This window comes from [Flexibacter] sp. ATCC 35103, from assembly GCF_001975985.1.
Classification (GTDB): Bacteria; Bacteroidota; Bacteroidia; order Flavobacteriales; family Flavobacteriaceae; genus Flavobacterium.
Window position 1 is genome coordinate 552931 of the sequence record NZ_MTQF01000003.1, and the last position, 19442, is coordinate 572372.

Below are 19442 nucleotides of genomic sequence, written 5' to 3' on the forward strand. Positions count from 1 at the left end.
GCTAAGCACAATCGATTTTTTAATGAGATCATGTTTCTTTTTATAAAAATGAATCCACTCGTCGACAAAAAAGCATTAATTGTCGTATATATGTAAGAATTTAATTTAATTCACTTAATTTTGATTATTCAATTCCAATTCGAGTATGAAAAAAAATCTACTTTTTTTGTTTTTTATCTTTTGTTGTACCGCTATTCACGCTCAGGGTGATGACTTGTGGCAAAAAGTGAGTTCAGGTTCTGTAAATAAAAGAATAAATGAATCCGGTTCAGAAAGACTTTATTATAAGCTAAATACGAATTCTTTAAAGTCAAAACTTTCAGGATCAACCGGGAAATCGTCAAATAATACTTCTGAAATTACGATTCCTAATTCAAAAGGTATTTTAGAAAGATTTAAAGTTTGGGAATCCTCTAATTTTGAACCTGAATTACAGGCAAAATATCCTGAAATCAGATCTTATGAAGGAATTGGATTAGACGATAAAACAGCCAGAATTAATTTTAGTGTCGCTCCAATAGGCTTACAAACTATGGTACTTCGTGCAGATAAACCATCAGAATATATAGAACAGGATTCTGATAATCAATCACAATATGTATTATCTGCTAAAAATGATGATAGTTCAAAGCGACTAAGTTGTAAAACGACTGAATTAGTTTCGAATAAAAATAACCCGTCAACATCAAAAACTACGGCAAACAATAAAGTTTTTAAAACAATGCGCTTAGCGTTGTCTTGTACGGGAGAATATACTGCTTTTTTTGGTGGTACAAAAGCAGGCGCATTAGCAGGAATGAATGCTTCTTTGACCAGAGTAAACGGACTTTTTAATAGAGATCTGGCATTAAAATTAGTTTTAATAGCTAATACAGAAGATATAATATATACAAATGCCGCAACTGATCCTTATTCTAATGCAAATGCTGGAACAGCTGATTATCAGGACAGATCAGATATTCAGGTCTGGAATGTAGAAACACAAAATAATATAACCAGTGTAATTGGTGAGGCCAATTATGATATTGGTCATTTGTTTGGAGCTTCCGGAGGTGGCGGTAACGCCGGTTGTATAGGATGTGTTTGCAATAGCCCAACATCATCAAATATTACGGCAAAAGGAAGTGGATATACATCACCTTCAGATGGAAAACCACAAGGCGATACTTTTGATATTGATTTTGTAGCGCATGAAATGGGACATCAATTAGGGGCTACTCATACTTTTTCGTATTCTATTGAAGGAACCGGAACAAGTGTTGAGCCCGGGAGTGGTTCCACAATCATGGGTTATGCCGGAATTACAGATTATGATGTTCAGGCTAATTCTGATGCTTATTTTGCTTATGCCAGTATATTGCAAATTCAAAACAATCTTGTTTTTAAAAGTTGTCCGGTAAATACGGCCATAACAAATAATCCGCCAACGATCAACGCAGGCTTAGATTATACGATTCCAATAAGTACACCATTTGTTTTAACCGGTACAGGATCAAATCCTGCAAATGCTGCAGTTACGTATGCCTGGGAACAAAATGATAATGCAACAACTACATCTGGTTCTAATAGTATTGCGTATGCAACAAAACCGGACGGACCATTATTTAGATCTATAGTTCCGGGTAATTCTCCCGTTAGATATATGCCTGCATTAAGTTCTGTAATTCAAAATACACTTACAACAACCTGGGAATCTGTTTCATCAGTCGCAAGAACATTACATTTTACTTTAACAGCAAGAGATAATGGAGCAGAGGCAATGGCGCAGACTAATACAGATGCTATGATTGTAAATGTGGTTGCCAATGCAGGGCCATTTACAGTTACGTCTCAAAATACTAATGATGTCAGCTGGCAATTAGGATCATTTCAAACTGTAACCTGGAGCGTGAATAACACCAATACTTTACAAGGTTCTGCAAATGTAAACATCAAATTATCTATAGACGGCGGTTTGACATTTCCGATAGTTTTAGCTTCAAACACAGCAAATGATGGTTCTGAAGTTATTCAGATCCCTACAAGTGTGCAAGCTTCAACAAATTGCAGGCTGTTAATTGAGCCAACAGCAAATATATATTATGCCGTAAACAGCAAATCATTTGCGGTAGGTTATACATCAGCAACAACATGTGATTCATATAGTTTTGGTAATGCTTATGATATTCCTTTTGGAAATACATATACCACCAGAACTGTAAATGTACCTGCTTCGACAGGATCAGTTTCTGATGTAAATGTGATGGTTAATGTTACACATGCCAGACTTTCTGATCTGGAACTTCAGATTGTAAGTCCTAAAGGAACCATCGTAAATTTGTATAATAGAAGCTGCGGATCAATATCGTCTACCTTGTCGTTGCAATATGATGATGACGGAACGGATTTGGATTGTTCTAAAACAATAAGTCAAATCGTTGTTCCGGTCGATGCTTTGCGTGTTTTTAATGGCGAAGATCCTAAAGGAACCTGGACTTTTAGAGTTCGCGATGCAGTGGCGGGGAATTTTGGAAAAATCAATTCGGCGTCACTAAATGTTTGCAATCAAACTTTTACTTTAGGCGAACCTAATGTTGACAAAATCGATTTTACTTTATATCCAAATCCAAATAAAGGAAATTTTACGATTCAGTTTGAAAGTGATTCCATCAATAGAATACAGATTTTTGTATACGATATTTTAGGAAAGAATATTTATTCGAATTCATTTGATAAAACATTTAACTTTAATCAAAATATTCAATTATCAAATGTGTCTTCCGGGTTTTACTTTGTCACAATTTTAGATGGCGATCGTAGAATTGTAAAGAAAATAATCATTAATTAAGAAAAAATAAAATTCTAAAAATTCCAGATTTCAAATTGATATGTCAATTTAGAATCTGGAATTTTTCGTTAAAGACTTAAATTAGAATTGAAAAGTTATGAGTTTGCCATTGCCATGCAGGCAATACTAATTTTAGCACCTGGAATTTTTAATAATGCCCGTGAACAGGCTTCGAGAGTTGCACCGGTTGTTAAAACATCATCAACAATTAAAAAATGTTTGTTGTGATTTTCTTCTTTTTCAAATGCATCAAATATATCGTCGATGCTATCAGATCTTCCCGCGAGATTTTTTTTTGATTGTGTTTTAGAGTATTTCTTTCGATATAATATTGAATCATTGTAAGTAATATCTAAACCTTTGGCCAAAGCCTTGCCAAAAGTGGTAACCTGATTATAACCTCGTTCTTTAAACTTTTTAGGATGCAGCGGAACGGGAATCACAATATCAAAAGGATTTTCTAAAACTAATTCTTTAAAATCCTCAACATACCAATTTCCCAGAACAGTACCAATTTCTTCATGGCCTTTGTATTTTAAATTGTGAATGAGTTCCTGAACGATTCCTTTTTTATTAAAATATAAAAGTGCCGAAGCATGTTCGATCACAATTTTGCCATAAAATTTCTTGACAGCTTCGTTTTTTGGATCTAAATGATATTGGGTCAAAGGCATTTCATGTCGGCAATTGGTACATAAAACAGATTCACTGGTAAGTAAAATAGTGTGGCAACCGGCACAAACCTTAGGGAAAAACAGATTAATAAGATAATTAAACACAAATAGAAAGAATTTAGTTACAAAAATAACGAAATGATTCCTTCAATCTTTACTATTTTTCTTTTTTTTAAACGGACTTTTTATATTTTTGCATCACTATGGCAAAACAAGAAGATATATTTAAGAATGTGGTTTCGCACGCAAAAGAGTACGGATTTATTTTTCCGTCAAGCGAAGTATACGATGGATTGAGTGCAGTGTATGATTATGCACAAAATGGTGTCGAGTTAAAAAAGAATATCCGTGAATATTGGTGGAAATCAATGGTTCAGATGAACGAGAATATTGTAGGCCTTGATGCTGCGATATTAATGCATCCAACGACTTGGAAAGCTTCAGGCCACGTTGATGCTTTCAATGATCCGTTAATTGATAATAAAGATTCGAAAAAGAGATATAGAGCTGACGTTTTAGTAGAAGATTATGCTGAAAAGCTAAATATAAAAGCTAAAAAAGAAATCGAAAAAGCAAAAGCTCGTTTTGGAGATGCATTCAACGAAGAGGAGTTTGTAACTACAAATGCCCGCGTTGTAGAGTATTTGGCCAAAGAAAGAGAAATTCTTGAAAGACTTGCAAAAGGTATGAGCGAAGATCTTCAGGATGTAAAAGCATTAATTGAAGAATTAGAAATTGCTGATCCTGAAACCGGTTCCAGAAACTGGACAGATGTAAAGCAATTCAACTTAATGTTCGGGACTAAATTAGGTGCTTCTGCAGATTCTGCAATGGATTTATATTTGCGTCCGGAAACGGCTCAGGGTATTTTTGTGAACTTTTTAAATGTTCAGAAATCTGGCCGTATGAAAGTTCCTTTTGGAATTGCTCAAACCGGTAAAGCGTTCAGAAATGAAATTGTTGCAAGACAATTCATTTTCCGTATGCGTGAATTTGAACAAATGGAAATGCAATTTTTTGTGCGTCCGGGAGAAGAAATGAAATGGTACCACCACTGGAAAGAAACCCGTTTAAACTGGCACTTATCTTTAGGATTAGGAAAAGAAAATTACCGTTTTCACGATCACGAAAAATTAGCACACTACGCAAATGCCGCAGCTGATATTGAGTTTAATTTTCCATTTGGTTTCAAGGAACTCGAAGGAATTCACTCTCGTACAGATTTCGATTTAAAAGCACACGAAAAATTCTCAGGTAGAAAATTACAATATTTTGATGCTGAACTAAACGAAAACTACGTTCCGTATGTAGTCGAAACTTCAGTAGGTTTAGATCGTATGTTCCTGGCTGTTTTTGCAACATCATTGCAGGAAGAAACATTAGAAGACGGATCAACAAGAACAGTATTAAAATTACCATCAGTTTTAGCGCCAACAAAAGCAGCTGTTTTACCATTAGTTAAAAAAGACGGATTGCCGGAAATTTCTAAAAAAATTATCGAAGATTTAAAATGGGATTTCAATGTAGCGTATGACGAAAAAGATGCTGTAGGGCGCCGTTACAGAAGACAAGATGCTCTTGGAACTCCGTTTTGTATTACAGTAGATCATCAAACAATCGAAGACGAAACAGTAACAATTCGTCATAGAGATACAATGAAACAAGATCGTGTAAAAATTTCTGAATTGAAAGATATTATTGAAAACGAGGTTTCTATGAAAAACTGGTTAATGAAAATGTAATATTTAAAATTATCCACATATAAAATCCCAAATTCCGTATAGGAGTTTGGGATTTTTTTAATTCTAAATGTGTATTTTGTCATGCATATTTGCATTTTAGTATTATGTGTTAACATTTGTTTAGAATGTATTAACAATGAAATAGTAAGACAATTGAAATTCGTAAATTTAAGTGCGAATAGTGCTAAAAATAAATTTTGAAAAAAAATTAGAGGGAAAGTTAATAAAAACTACTATTGAAAAAGTACTCCTATATAATCATAGATGATGATGCTGAAAGTATTTTGAAAACCAAAACAATTGCAGAAGGTTTTTCAGGATTAACTTTTGCTGCGTCGGCTACGAATTATGAGCAAGGATTAAATTTGGTGTTAGAATATAAACCTTCTGTTGTTTTTCTGGAAATTGATCCTGAAAACTCATCAAGTAATTTATCCCTTGCTTTTATAAATGAACTTCACCGGTTTTTATCCCATATTCCTAAAATAATAATTACCACAACAAAAAAAGAGCTGGCATTTGAGGCCATTCAGTATAACGTTTTTGATTATTTAATAAAACCAGTTTCGGCAATTGATTTAATTAAGACCCTTTTAAAACTTGAAAAAAGTGTTTTAGATGCAAATTCAGCTGAAATGCACCACGAAATCACTTCTTCGGTACTTCCGTTTGTACGAAGTCCAAAAAATATAACAGAACCACTTATTATATGTATTAAATCATACGGGGATTATCGTTATATTACAGCAACAGATATTTGTTATTTTCAAGCTGATAATAATTCTACGGATATTTATCTTAATTCAGGCGAAATGATAACTGCTTTTAAAACACTAAAGCATTTTGAAGGTATTTTATCGCATCCTTTTATCCGAATTCATAATAGTTATATTATTAATAAAAATTATATTTCGAGAATTCATAACGGAAGCTCAGTTTGTTACATAAAAAACTCTTCGAAAAAGATTCCTTTTTCTAAAACTTACAAATCAAATGTCGACCTAATTATTGCTGATTTTTCTATAGGAAATTACTTAGAAGTCTAATAATTAAGAGTTTACATTCATTTGGTACTCATTGACTATCAATTGGGTATGTTCTACCATAAACCTGTTTTTTTGTATGTATTTTTTTTGATTTCGGTATTAGTTTTACACCATGATTCGCACAAAGCGGTGATTCCCCAAAACAAAAAATCAAACATTTAATACCCTCAGATCATGAAAAAAGCAGCTTTAACATTCGCATTATTCTCTACAGTATTAGTAGCAACTTCATTTACAACTCCGCAAACAAATTCTTCATCAAACTCAAATACTGCAAATTTTTTTGAAGAAGGTGGTAGTGGTGCTACAACAAATCAAAAAAGAAAACTTGATTTTCATGAAACAGGTAATAAATTGGATAATAACAATCAATTAAATTTCACTAATGTTAATCAGTCATTAGGAGGAAATAAAAAAATAGACTAAAATAATTCATTTAGTATTTAGCACTTAGGCTGTCAATTTTTTGGCAGCCTTCTTTTGTATTAATAGTTTTACTATTTTTGGTGAAATTCAAAAACACAATTGAAAAAAAATTGTCAAATATTATTTTTTTTACTTATTGTTTTATCATTTGCTTGTAATAGAAAAAATCAGGTAAATAAAAGTATTGCGTCTTCAGAAGATAGCCTTCCCGTATATCTTAAATTAGCAAATGATATTAATTTGCCTTTAAGTTTTAAGCAAAAATACAACCAGAAATCTCTTGATATTATTTTAAATCAGAAGAACGATTCCGTTAATAGAATAAATTTATTTAAAGTTGCCAATCGATATTACAATATGAGTGATTGGAAAGCGTATCTTAAAACAACCAAATTAATTTTAGAACGTTCGCGTATTACCAAGGATTCTGTAAATATGGCTAAGTCATATACTTATCTTGGTGATTATTATGTGTCTGTGTCGATTTCTGATAGTGCGTTTTTGAATTATTTCAAAGCTGAGAAAATTTATATACGAATAGGTGATGAATATAATTTAGCAAAAACGTATCTCAGCAAAGCAAGTCTTCAATATAATGAAGGCGATTTTTTTGAAAGTGAAATAGCCGTTTTTAAAGCCTTACGTAATTTAAAAGGACTAAAAAATGTAAACGATCAATATTATGAGTGTTATAATCTTTTGGGAATTTTATACAACGAAAGAGAAGAATATACTAAAGCTTTAGAATTTCAAAATAAAGCCCTGAAAGCTTTAGAAGATAAATCAATTCCCAGAGAACTTCATTTTACAGCAACTTCATTAAATAATTTGGGTTTCATTTACATGAAAATGCACAATTATAAAGAAGCAAAATTATATTTTCAGAGAGGTTTAAATGAAAAAAGACTATTCGAAGAAAATACAATTTTATATGCCATGCTCTTAGATAACCTTGCGTATTCTAAGTTAAAACTAAAAGAGTCTGAGGATCTGCCAAAGTTATTTTTCAGGTCTTTAAAAATTAGAGATAGTTTGATGTTGAAATCAGCTATAGTATCGAATAAAATTCATTTATCAGAATACTATGCGGCAAAAAAGGATACTTTCAAAGCGATTCAGTTTTCAAAGCAAGCTTTGATTCTATCTCGTACTTCAAGTAAATTAAACGGTACATTAGCGGCCCTTAAACAAATAGCAGTTGTTGATCCTAAAAAAGAATCGGTGTATTCTAAAGAATATATCAGCTTAAATGAAAAATTGCAAAAAGCGGAGCGCAAGATGGGCGAAAAATTTTCCCGTATAGAATATGAAACCAACGAAATAAAAGATCAAAACTCTAATCTGCAGGAAAAAAACAAAACCCTTATTTATGTTTTTAGCATTTGTACCCTGATAGGTTTGTTTTTCTATGTTTATAAAACGCAGCAAGCCAAGAACAGGGAATTGATTTTTAAGCAGCAACAGCAAATTGCAAACGAGGATATTTATAATTTGATGATTTCCCAGCAAAATGATATTGAACTGACGCGTATCAGAGAAAAGAAAAAAGTAGCGCAGGATTTACACGATGGCGTTCTGGGCAGAATGTTTGGCGTCAGGATTAGTTTAGACAGCTTAGATGAAATAGAAGAAGCAGAAGCAGCTCCAAAACGAAAAAAATACCTCACAGAACTAAAACATATTGAAGAAGATATCCGCGAAATTTCGCATGATTTAAATAGAGAGAAATCAGAATTAATTAATAATTTTATCGCAATTTTAAATAAATTATTCGAAGATCAACAAAACACATATGATTCAGAATTAATTACCTCGTTTGATTCTAACATCAAATGGGATCTTGTGAGTAATGCCGTTAAAATTAATTTGTACAGAATTATACAGGAAGCCCTTCAGAATTGTAATAAATATGCAGATGCAAATACTATTACAATTGAATTTAAAAGTGAAATAGATCATTTGGTTTTGTCGATTTCTGATGATGGAGATGGATTTAATACCAAAAGAACAAAAAATGGCATAGGTTTGCACAACATTCAATATAGAGCTGCAGAATGTAACGGTACAGTTACTATAAAATCTGCCAAAGGAGAAGGAACGCTCCTTGTGATTAAAGTCCCTATAGATCAGAAAATTAACCTACAGAATACATGACAATTCCCCCAAACGCCACAGATTCTCAATTAATTAAAAAAAATATATTAATTGTTGATGATCATCCTTTTATTATCGAAGGATATAAAAATGCAATAACGCGCTACAATCCCAAGCAATATGAATTTCTTATTTCACAAGCTCACGATTGTAAATCAGGATACGATTTAATAAAAAATCCTGAAACTCCTGATTTTGATGTCGCTTTTTTAGATATCAGCATGCCAGCTTATGAGGAAAAAAACATTTTTTCGGGCGAAGATCTGGCGAAACTAATCCTGGATAAAATGCCAAACTGCAAAGTGATTTTATTAACGATGTATACGGAATTGCTTAAAATTAAAACCATAATAAGAACCATAAAGCCCAATGGGTTAGTGATAAAAAATGACCTAACTTTTGATGAATTGCTTTTTGCGTTTGATAAAGTGATGAAAAACGATAAATATTACAGCCAGTCAGTTCAAAAAATACTGAATCAATCTCCCCATAATTCAATTGAAATTGACGAATTTGATAAGCAAATTTTATTTCATCTGTCAAAAGGAACACCAGTTGAAGATATGCCGCAATATATTCCGATTTCACTCAATGCAATCGAAAAACGCAGGGTAAGTCTTAAAGAATTACTTAAAATTAAATCAGGCTCAGATGAAGAATTGTTGAAAGAAGCAAAAAGCAAGGGGCTTTTCTAAGAGTTTTAGATTCAAGCACAAAAAAAATCCTAACAACTTTAAAGTCTGTTAGGATTTTTTATATGCTAATATTGAACACTGAGACTGAACAGTGAGACTGAATACTAAATTTACTCACTCAAAGCATCCCAGCCACGAGCTTTTAAAGCAATTTGTGTATTTGCGCGCGTCACTAAATGTATTCCTTCACTTTCATCTGCCATATGACCAATTATAGAGAAATTTGGATTTCCTTTTATTTTGTCAAAATCGTTAATGTCAATTGTAAAAAGCAACTCATAATCTTCACCACCATTAATAGCAACTGTTGTACTGTCGATATTAAATTCTTCGCAAGTCGAAATAAACTGAGGATCTAACGGAAGTTTGTCTTCATATAAATTACACCCCACTTTAGACTGTTTACATAAATGGATAATTTCAGAGGATAATCCGTCTGAAATATCAATCATCGATGTTGGTTTAATTTCAAGGGCATGCAATAACGTACGTACATCTTTTCTGGCTTCAGGTTTTAACTGGCGTTCGATTAAATAGCTGTACATGTCAAGATCAGGCTGACTATTTGGATTTACCTGAAACACTTGTTTTTCGCGTTCTAAAACCTGTAATCCCATATATGCAGCACCAATATCACCCGTTACAACAAGTAAATCTGTTTGTTTTGCACCGTTTCTATAAACAATTTCCTCTTCATCAGCTTCACCAAGTGCCGTGATGCTAATAATCAATCCTTTTTGCGATGAGGTAGTATCTCCGCCTATAACATCAACTTTATATTCTTTTGCAGCGTGTGTAATTCCTTCAAATAATTCTTCTAAGGCTTCTAACGGAAAACGATTAGAAACAGCCACAGAAACCGTTATTTGCGTTGGTCTGGCATTCATGGCACAAATATCAGACAGGTTTACAACAACTGCCTTGTATCCTAAATGTTTTAAAGGCATATAAGCCAGATCAAAATGTACACCTTCAATCAATAAATCAGTAGAAACAACTACTTTTTTATCCTTAAAATCAAGAACTGCTGCATCATCACCAATACTTTTTAAAGTAGATTCCTGAGTTACATCAAAATTTTTGGTTAAATGTTCAATTAAGCCAAATTCACCTAATTGCGCTATACTGGTACGTTGCGGATTTTTATCTTCGATCATTTCTTTTTAAGTTCCAAAGTTTCTAAGCCGCAAAGGTACAAATTTTAATTGCGTAATAGGGCAGAGACACAAATGTAGATATCAATTGTTGAGGCGCAAAGCAGCTCGTCTAAATGCTTCATGAATTTTCTTCTTTTGCAAACAATATTTTTTTCGGATCTTTAAGAGAATTAAAAAAGAGATAAAATGAAAACATTCGATATAGTTACTTTAACCGTAAATCCTTCAGTAGATAAAAGCACCCACTTTTCAGGATTAATTGCAGAGCAGAAAATTAGATGCAAAGAACCACAATTTGATGCCGGCGGCGGCGGAATAAATGTATCCAAAGCGATTGCACGCTTACACGGAAATTCACTTGCCGTTTTTACATCAGGTGGACCAATTGGTGAAATGCTGAAAGAATTAGTAAAAAATGAATCAGTAGATTTTAAAGCAATTGAAACCAAAACACCCACCAGAGAAAATTTTATTGCTGTTGATGATAACACAAATTCACAATATCGATTTGGGTTTTCCGGAGATGTTTTATCAGATTCAGAAGTGAAAGAAGTTTTAGAAACAATTTCGAAATTGAAACCAAAATTTCTGGTGGCAAGCGGAAGTTTAAATGAAGGTTTATCGACTGATTTTTATCAAAAAGTGGCAGAAATTGCCCAGGCATCAAATTCAAAACTAATAGTTGATACTTCCGGAGAAGCCTTAACAAAAGTGCTGGAAACCGGAGCATATCTCATAAAACCCAATGTAGGTGAACTTGCAAAATTAGTGGGAGCAGAGCGACTGGAAATGGAAGAAGTCAACGAAGCTGCCAAAAAAATTATTGCAAAAGGCGGAGCTGAAATCGTTGTGGTTTCCCTTGGTCCTCAAGGAGCAGTCTTAGTTACAAAAGACGATTATGAATATGTTCCTGCGCCCAATGTTGCCAAAAAAAGCACCGTTGGAGCCGGAGATAGTATGGTAGGCGGAATAGTTTGGGCATTGTCTCAAAACAAAAGCCTGAAAGAAGTTATTCGTTGGGGAGTTGCCTGCGGATCAGCAGCAACAATGAACGAAGGAACACAATTATTTAAATACGAAGATGCAAATCGTTTGTTTGAATGGTTGAAGAATAAATAAAAATCAAAATAAAACAAGACATATCCACGATCTATATCGTAGAGACGCACAGCAGTGCGTCTCCACAACATAACCAAAATTTATACTGTTACACTAGAAATAATATCTTGTAACGTTTAGGTTCGCAACTCTTTTCTTGTATCTCTTTTGTGTTATTTATTTTGTTTATAAAATGTGGTTACTGGGCGTGAGATGCACTGCTGTGCATCTCTACGTTTGTCAACAGGAAATAAAAAAGTTTTTTTATTTCCTGTTGACAAACTGTTGTCACCGACCCTCAATAATTTTGAAGTATTAAAAATATTTAAACTTTAAAACTATGAAAACATTAGCTGCCCAAGTAATTACTCCAGAAGATTTGTTGAAACACTGGCAAGGTCATCGTACCCTTACACGTCGTGTAATTGAATTGTTTCCTGAAAAGGATTTTTTCGAATTTTCGATAGGAGGAATGAGACCTTTTTCTAAATTGGCCGATGAACTTCTTGCAATTGCTGTTCCGGGACTTAAAGGAATTGTCAATAAAGAAGTCAAAGCATTTAGTGAAGAAGAATCAGAAAAATTGATTTTTAAAGCGCAATATCTTGAAAAATGGGACGAAGCAACGGCCGAACTTAATCAGTACTGGGAAAAATTATCGATTGAAGATTTTAACGAAACCTTTAACCTTTTTGGTCAATATGAATTTCCGGTAATTCAGAACATCCTGTATTTTATTGATAATGAAGTACATCACCGCGGACAAGGTTATGTTTATTTAAGAGCACTGGGAATTGAACCTCCTTTTTTCTGGGAAAGATAGCATTTTTGAAGAGTGCTAAATAAAAAAACTCCTATTGATGAATTACTTCAGCTTTAGGAGTTTTTTTATAATAATCTTTTTCGGTTGATGTCTAATAATTCCAGTGTTCTGACTTTTAGCCTTTCCGGTTCCAGAATTGTGGCATAATCTCCAAACATCATAAACCAGCGCGGAAAACCGCTTTCTATATCGCGACACATAAAAGTCATTTCTATTTGTCCGTTTACTTCTTTTTCAGATACATAACCGTGATATTTTCTTTCGAATTCTAAATATCGGGCAATTTTTTTATCAATTAAAATTCGCACTTTAGTTGTGGGGATTGTTTCATTTTTATTGAGATAGGTTTCTAAAGAATCATGTTCTATTGTAAAATCACACTCCGTTTTTTTAATACCCTGAATTCTGTCGGTTCTAAATTGGCGGTAATCTTGTCGCAAATGGCAATATCCCAGAAAATACCAATTGTTATGATCGTGAAAAACACCTACCGGCTCAATATTTCTTGTTGTAGGTTCTTCGGCTTCCAGAGTTTTATACGATAAGATAATCTGTTTTTTTTCTGCAATACTTTCAAAAAGTAATGCCAGCGTATTGGGTGATTTATCATGAAAAAGAGACTCAGCGTTTTGCATTATGACTCTTGATTCAATATTGGAAAGCCAATCTTTATCTGAGCTTTTCAAAACTGATTTCAATTTATACATCGCAGCTGCATAATGTGATCCAAGGGACGGATCAGTAAATTTTTGCATCAATTTTTCGGCAGCAATAAAACTGCTTACTTCCTCGCGCGTAAACATTACCGGCGGTAAACGATAACCATCCATTAATGCATAACCAACTCCGGCTTCGCTGTAAATAGGAACTCCCGAAGCTTCAAGAGTTCTTATGTCTCTGTAAATAGTTCTTAAACTAACTTCAAAACGATTTGCTAATTCCTGTGCTTTTACAATTTTTTTAGATTGTAATTGAATAAGAATTGCAACAATGCGGTCGAATCGTTTTGGAGTTTCATCAAGCATCTTTTTTCTTTTGAGGTTTTGAAAAGTTAAAGGTTCAAAGATACAAAGGTTCAGAGTTTGAAGAAATAAAAAAGCTGTCCCAAATTGAGACAGCTTTTCAATACCTGATTTTATATAAATCTAAAATCTGTACAAAAGACCAAATTGCGGCTGATCAAAAATATTTTCAAATAAATTAATGTTTAAATTAAAAGTATCTGATGATGCACCATTTTCTGGAGAGACACTATTATATGCTAGCACATTAGCCAATGTAAAAGTTACCGCGATATTTTTAGTAACAAAATAGTTTAAGCCAACAGTAATATCTGCTGTTATACTATTATCAGTGTCGTCTTCGATTCCTTGAATTTTAGTCTTGTTTTGCCCAAACCCTAAACCGGCTTCAGCAAAAGCTTTGAAACGTTTTTTGTCTAATTCTAAAAAGTAGTATCTGGCAAAGGCACCAATCCCGAAAATATTAGTTTTTATTTCTGGAACAGCTTCTTCTTTCTCACTGGAGTAATTTAGTTTTGCTCCAACGGCAAATTTATCATTTAACAAATAACCGAATTTTGGACTAAATCCGTAATAATCTGTTTCTCCGCCTGTACTAATTTTGATGGAACCTTCAAGAAACATATCTCCATTTTGAAAAGTAACGCCTTTCGCAGAGTTCATTTCAGAGTCTACTTCTTCTTGCTGCGCATTCGCAAATGAAAAAGTCAGCATTGATAAAATAATAAAAAATTTAGTTTTCATAATAATTGCTTTTAAATGTTGTAGGATTAAAATTATGTTTTTCATTTTAAAACTTTAAAAAATACAATCAATAGGATTAAAAATGAAGTTATTGAGTTAATAATCCTACTTTTTTATAAGTATTTACCTGTTTATTTTGCACGATAAATTAATATTTCATTATGATAAAAGTCATATAAATGGAGGGAAAACAAGGTTTTTCAAACAACAAACCCGACAACTTTCGTCATCGGGTTTGTTTATAGATTTAATTTTTATAATTTGTTCTAAATAATTTTTAGAACTTATATAAAAGACCGAACTGTGGCTGATCAAAAATGTTTTCAAATAGATTAATGTTTAAATTAAAAGTATCTGATGAGGAACCATTCTCCGGAGAAACACTATTGTATGATAAAACATTAGCTAATGTAAAAGTTACCGCAATGTTTTTGGTAACAAAATAGTTCAGACCAACAGTAATATCTGCTGTAACACTATTACTGGTATCGCTGTTTGGGGGAGTTTCGATTTTATTACTTCCGTAACCTAATCCAGCTTCAGCAAAAGCTTTGAAACGTTTTTTGTCTAATTCTAAAAAATAGTAACGTGCAAAAGCGCCCACTCCAAATATATTTGTTTTTACATTCGTAGCCTCTACTTTTTCACTCGAATAATTTAGTTTTCCTCCAATGGCAATTTTTTCATTTAATAAATATCCAAATTTTGGACTGAAACCGTAATAATCCTTCTCGCCTCCCGTACTAATTTTGACAGAACCTTCAATAAACATATCTCCTTTTTTAAACTGAATACCTTTAGCTGAATTTAATTCCTGATCAACTTGTGCTTGCTGTGCATTTGTAAAAGAGAAAGCAAAGAATGCTAAAATTGCTGTAATTTTTGTTTTCATAATAATTGTTTTATAAGAATTTACTTCTGTAAAAATATGTAAAAACTTATAACATTACTTATTATTGTAAGATTTTTATTGTATTGTTGCGTATTTGTGATTTGTGACTGTTTTAACTTTGTCAGTCTTTTTAAAACACATTTAGTTATTATGTTTTTTTGCCAAAATGGTAAGAATTTATATTTATTGTTAAATTGATAAAAACAAAAAACCCGATAACATAAGTCATCGGGTTCAATCTATATTCTATTCTCTTGATTCTTTATTCTGAAATTCTTTCTTCTAAAAAAATCTAGTCATTCAATTTCAAAACAGCCATAAAAGCTTCTTGCGGAATTTCAACGTTTCCGACTTGTCTCATACGTTTTTTACCTTTTTTCTGTTTTTCCAGCAATTTACGTTTACGTGAAATATCTCCACCATAACATTTTGCGGTAACGTCTTTACGAAGCGCTTTAATTGTTTCACGAGCAATAATTTTTGCTCCAATTGCAGCCTGAATCGGAATATCAAATTGTTGTCTTGGGATTAACTCACGTAATTTCTCGGTCATTTTTTTACCAATGTTGTACGCGTTGTCTTCGTGAATCAATGCTGAAAGTGCATCAACTGTTTGAGCATTCAAAAGAACGTCAAGTTTTACCAATTTTGAAGTTCTCATTCCTATCGGAGAGTAATCAAAAGAAGCATAACCTTTAGAAACCGTTTTAAGACGATCATAAAAATCGAATACAATTTCGGCCAAAGGCATATCAAAATTCAATTCAACACGTTCTGTTGTCAAATATGTTTGGTTCGTAATCTGACCACGTTTTTCGATACATAAACTCATTACGTTTCCAACAAAATCAGATTTTGTAATGATGGTTGCTTTAATATATGGTTCTTCAACTCTATCTAAACGAGAAGGTTCAGGCAAGTCAGAAGGATTGTTTACAACGAAAGGAACTTCTGGTTCTTTTTTAGTATAAGCCAGATACGAAACGTTAGGAACTGTAGTAATTACAGTCATGTCGAACTCACGCTCTAAACGTTCCTGGATAATTTCCATGTGAAGCATTCCTAAGAACCCACAACGGAAACCAAAACCTAAAGCCGCAGAACTTTCAGGAGTAAAAACTAACGAAGCATCATTAAGTTGCAATTTCTCCATAGAAGAACGCAAATCTTCATAATCTTCAGTATCTACAGGATAAATTCCGGCAAATACCATTGGTTTTACATCCTCAAAACCAGTAATCATATTAGTAGTAGGCGTTTTAGCATCTGTTAGCGTATCACCAACTTTTACTTCTTTGGCTTCTTTAATTCCTGAAATTAAATAACCAACATCACCTGCAGAAATTACATTTTTAGGAACCTGATTTAATTTTAAAGTTCCAATTTCATCAGCAAAATATTCATTTCCGGTGGCCATGAATTTAATTTTTTGCCCTTTTCTGATTTCACCGTTTACAACCCTAAAGATTACTTCGATTCCACGAAACGGATTGTAATGAGAGTCGAAAATCAAAGCTTGTAATGGTTCATCAACATTTCCTGAAGGAGGTGGAATTTTTTCGATAATTGCTGCCAAAATATTTTCGACACCAAAACCTGTTTTTCCAGAAGCATGAATAATATCTTCCAGTTTACATCCTAATAAATCAATGATATCATCACTAACTTCTTCTGGATTTGCACTTGGTAAATCTACTTTATTCAAAACCGGAATAATTTCCAGATCATTCTCTAAAGCTAAATATAAGTTAGAAATCGTTTGTGCCTGAATACTTTGTGCAGCATCAACAATCAAAAGTGCACCTTCGCAGGCAGCAATAGATCGTGAAACTTCGTATGAAAAATCAACGTGACCAGGAGTGTCAATAAGATTTAAGATATATTCTTCTCCTTTATAAGTATATTCCATTTGTATGGCGTGACTCTTAATGGTGATTCCACGCTCGCGCTCCAGATCCATGTTGTCAAGCAATTGTGCTTTTTCTTCACGAGCTGTAACGGTTTGTGTAGCGCCCAGTAAACGGTCTGCCAATGTACTTTTACCGTGGTCAATGTGTGCAATAATGCAAAAGTTACGTATCTTCTTCATTTTAATATATCAATTCTCTAAACGAGTTTTAAGTAATTTCAGGGTATAAATTTGCACTGCAGCAATTGCTTTAGAGCAGGTAATTAAGGCGCAAAGATAGCGCAAAGTTTTGGATTCTGGAATGTAGTTGTTCGATTTTGAATTTTACGTATAGAAACTGACTAGTGAAGGCGTAATGTATTTATAATCAATAGTACAGTTAATATCAAAAACTCAAGGAATGTTTTTGTTAAAAAGAAGATTAATGTTCGTGATTATAAAAAAAAAGAATAAAAACAAACCATGCAGCTATCTCAAATCTCACAAGCTTTTTAATTGCCTCTTTAGTTTTTTTAAAACTCAAAATTAAATCCTCTTTCGGTTAACTTCTTGTAGATTTCCGGATCAAACTTGTATAATTTGGCCGCCCGGTGCGATACGTCTTGCTGTTTTTCATCCAGGGCAACAAGTAATTTCATGTGCAGAATTTTTCTTCTGAAATTAGATTTATCCAGTTCAATTCCTAATATCTCTTCATAAAGATGCATTAATTGCAATAAAGTAAATTTTTCAGGCAAGAGATTAAATCCTATCGGTGCTTGACGAACCCGATTACGCAATTGCTGTAAACTAAATTCCAGAATTTCGTTATGATCAAAAATTAAGTCCGGAACATCTTCGATTTTGTGCCATTTTGCTTCAATTACTGAAACGCTTGCCTTAATATTATAATCTTCTCTGTTGAGTAGAGTATAGTATCCCACGGTGATAACTCTTTCGCTTTTTACACGATCAGGATCTGTAAATGCTTTCAACTGCTCCAGAAATATATTGTCGAGACTGGTAAGTTCATATAATATTCGAAGTGCTGCATTGTTCAGACTTTCTTCTAAATATAAATTTCCTCCCAGAAGTCCCCATTTTCCAATACTTGCTCCTTCAGCATGTTGTACTAACAACACTTCAAGATTTTTTTTATCAAAAGAAAATATGGCACAGTCAATCGATATGCCATCAATAACTGATTTTGAGCCTCTGGTTATTATAGTAGTAGTTTGCGGAATATTTTGAGAAGAGGAAAAATTCATTAAAATTCGAAATTAAATCCCTTTTCGGTCAATTTATTGTAAATGTCAGGATCAAATTTATACAATTTTGCAGCCCGATGAGAAACGTCTTGTTGTTTTTCGTCTAAGGCCACTAATAATTTCATATGCAGAATTTTTCTTCTAAAATTAGATTTGTCCATTTCAATTCCCAGAATTTCTTCATACAAATGCATCAGTTGCAATAAAGTAAATTTTTCAGGCAATAAATTAAATCCAATAGGCGCCTGACGTACCCTGTTTTGAAGATGTTTCAGGCTATAAGACAAGATTTCATTATGATCATAAATCAAATCCGGAATGCTATTGATTTTATACCATTTTGCATCAGAAGCTGTAAAACCTGCCTTAATATTATAATCTTCTCTTTTTACCAAAGCATAATAACCAATCGTTATAACACGTCGAAGCGGAAAACGATCCGGATCTCCAAATGCCTTCAATTGCTCTAAGTAAATATTGTCAAGACCGGTAAGTTCGTTCAATAATCGATGTGCAGCATTATCCGTACTTTCCTTTTTATAAATCCAACCTCCCGGAAGTCCCCATTTTCCCTTGCTGATTCCTTCTCCGTGTTGTACTAAAAGCACTTCAAGGCTTCCTTTATCAAAACCAAATATGACACAGTCAATCGTGATCGCGTTCATTGCGGTTTGCTCGCTTTTTAAAGCTGAATCGTCGGATACATTTTTAACCATATGCTATTAAAATTTTGACAAATTAAATAAATTAAATGAATACTAGCCTTTATAAAAGCTTTATATTTTTTTTAACGCAACAATTTTCTGACAATCAATCATTTGGAATTCTGCTAAAAATGCCGTTTTAAAATATTAATTCTTAATTGGCTGATTGTCAAATTGCTAATTCGTTATTTTTTTGATATTTTTTTATTCCATTTATCAACATATTTTATTGTATTCATAAAAATGAAGTTCGTATTATCAGAATTGAAAAAAAATAACCCT

The 19442-nt window shown here is 33.0% G+C and carries 16 protein-coding genes; 8 read left to right on the forward strand and 8 right to left on the reverse strand.

The genetic code is table 11. The annotated features are described in order from the left end of the window. Window positions 1-145 precede the first annotated feature (145 nt). Complete coding sequence (locus tag BXU01_RS06645; RefSeq protein ID WP_083692428.1) at window positions 146-2827, forward strand: reprolysin-like metallopeptidase; 2682 nt, start codon at window positions 146-148, stop codon at window positions 2825-2827. Window positions 2828-2922: 95 nt separating this feature from the next. Here the strand turns inward: BXU01_RS06645 and BXU01_RS06650 are convergent, their stop codons facing one another. After that, window positions 2923-3606 (reverse strand): ComF family protein, encoded by a 684-nt coding sequence (locus BXU01_RS06650; protein WP_165689767.1) that lies wholly within the window; start codon window positions 3604-3606, stop codon window positions 2923-2925. A gap of 98 nt (window positions 3607-3704) precedes the next feature. Between BXU01_RS06650 and BXU01_RS06655 the strand changes: the two genes are divergently transcribed. From BXU01_RS06655 to BXU01_RS06675, 5 genes are all read left to right on the forward strand, one after another. Then, window positions 3705-5243 carry a glycine--tRNA ligase gene (locus BXU01_RS06655; protein ID WP_083692432.1) on the forward strand — a complete coding sequence of 513 codons (1539 nt, stop codon included), beginning with the start codon at window positions 3705-3707 and terminating at the stop codon, window positions 5241-5243. A 236-nt stretch (window positions 5244-5479) separates the two neighbouring features. Continuing rightward, on the forward strand, window positions 5480-6289 hold the full coding sequence (locus BXU01_RS06660) for a LytTR family DNA-binding domain-containing protein (protein WP_083692434.1): 810 nt from the start codon (window positions 5480-5482) through the stop codon (window positions 6287-6289). Between the two features lie 174 nt (window positions 6290-6463). After that, the gene (locus BXU01_RS06665; protein WP_083692436.1) at window positions 6464-6715 is read left to right on the forward strand and encodes a hypothetical protein; all 252 of its coding nucleotides are present in this window, start codon (window positions 6464-6466) and stop codon (window positions 6713-6715) included. 99 nt (window positions 6716-6814) lie between these two features. Further along, window positions 6815-8869 (forward strand): tetratricopeptide repeat-containing sensor histidine kinase, encoded by a 2055-nt coding sequence (locus BXU01_RS06670; RefSeq protein ID WP_083692438.1) that lies wholly within the window; start codon window positions 6815-6817, stop codon window positions 8867-8869. Beyond that, window positions 8866-9564: a response regulator gene (locus BXU01_RS06675; protein ID WP_083692440.1), complete on the forward strand. Its 699-nt coding sequence runs from the start codon at window positions 8866-8868 to the stop codon at window positions 9562-9564. The genes BXU01_RS06670 and BXU01_RS06675 overlap by 4 nt, the downstream gene beginning before the upstream one ends. Before the next feature lie 110 nt (window positions 9565-9674). Here BXU01_RS06675 and thiL read toward each other — a convergent pair whose 3' ends face one another. Continuing rightward, the gene (thiL, locus tag BXU01_RS06680; RefSeq protein WP_055094116.1) at window positions 9675-10721 is read right to left on the reverse strand and encodes a thiamine-phosphate kinase; all 1047 of its coding nucleotides are present in this window, start codon (window positions 10719-10721) and stop codon (window positions 9675-9677) included. A 186-nt stretch (window positions 10722-10907) separates the two neighbouring features. Here thiL and BXU01_RS06685 point away from each other — a divergent pair, with 186 nt between their 5' ends. Continuing rightward, a complete protein-coding gene (locus BXU01_RS06685; RefSeq protein WP_083692442.1) occupies window positions 10908-11840 on the forward strand; it encodes a 1-phosphofructokinase family hexose kinase in 933 nt (310 codons plus the stop codon). A 319-nt stretch (window positions 11841-12159) separates the two neighbouring features. After that, complete coding sequence (locus BXU01_RS06690) at window positions 12160-12642, forward strand: DinB family protein (protein WP_083692444.1); 483 nt, start codon at window positions 12160-12162, stop codon at window positions 12640-12642. Between the two features lie 65 nt (window positions 12643-12707). Here the strand turns inward: BXU01_RS06690 and BXU01_RS06695 are convergent, their stop codons facing one another. The 6 genes from BXU01_RS06695 to BXU01_RS06720 all read right to left on the reverse strand — a co-directional run bounded on the left by BXU01_RS06695 (window position 12708) and on the right by BXU01_RS06720 (window position 19172). Further along, window positions 12708-13667 carry a YafY family protein gene (locus tag BXU01_RS06695; protein ID WP_083692446.1) on the reverse strand — a complete coding sequence of 320 codons (960 nt, stop codon included), beginning with the start codon at window positions 13665-13667 and terminating at the stop codon, window positions 12708-12710. Window positions 13668-13787: 120 nt separating this feature from the next. Beyond that, window positions 13788-14408, reverse strand: a complete 621-nt coding sequence (locus BXU01_RS06700) for an outer membrane beta-barrel protein (protein WP_083692708.1) — start codon at window positions 14406-14408, stop codon at window positions 13788-13790. A gap of 277 nt (window positions 14409-14685) precedes the next feature. Next, complete coding sequence (locus BXU01_RS06705; RefSeq protein ID WP_083692448.1) at window positions 14686-15300, reverse strand: outer membrane beta-barrel protein; 615 nt, start codon at window positions 15298-15300, stop codon at window positions 14686-14688. Window positions 15301-15592: 292 nt separating this feature from the next. Further along, complete coding sequence (lepA, locus tag BXU01_RS06710) at window positions 15593-17389, reverse strand: translation elongation factor 4 (protein ID WP_083692450.1); 1797 nt, start codon at window positions 17387-17389, stop codon at window positions 15593-15595. Window positions 17390-17721: 332 nt separating this feature from the next. Beyond that, window positions 17722-18456: an NUDIX domain-containing protein gene (locus tag BXU01_RS06715; RefSeq protein WP_083692452.1), complete on the reverse strand. Its 735-nt coding sequence runs from the start codon at window positions 18454-18456 to the stop codon at window positions 17722-17724. Further along, a complete protein-coding gene (locus tag BXU01_RS06720; protein ID WP_083692454.1) occupies window positions 18456-19172 on the reverse strand; it encodes an NUDIX domain-containing protein in 717 nt (238 codons plus the stop codon). Before BXU01_RS06720 ends, BXU01_RS06715 begins: the two co-directional genes overlap by 1 nt. Window positions 19173-19442: the final 270 nt, after the last annotated feature.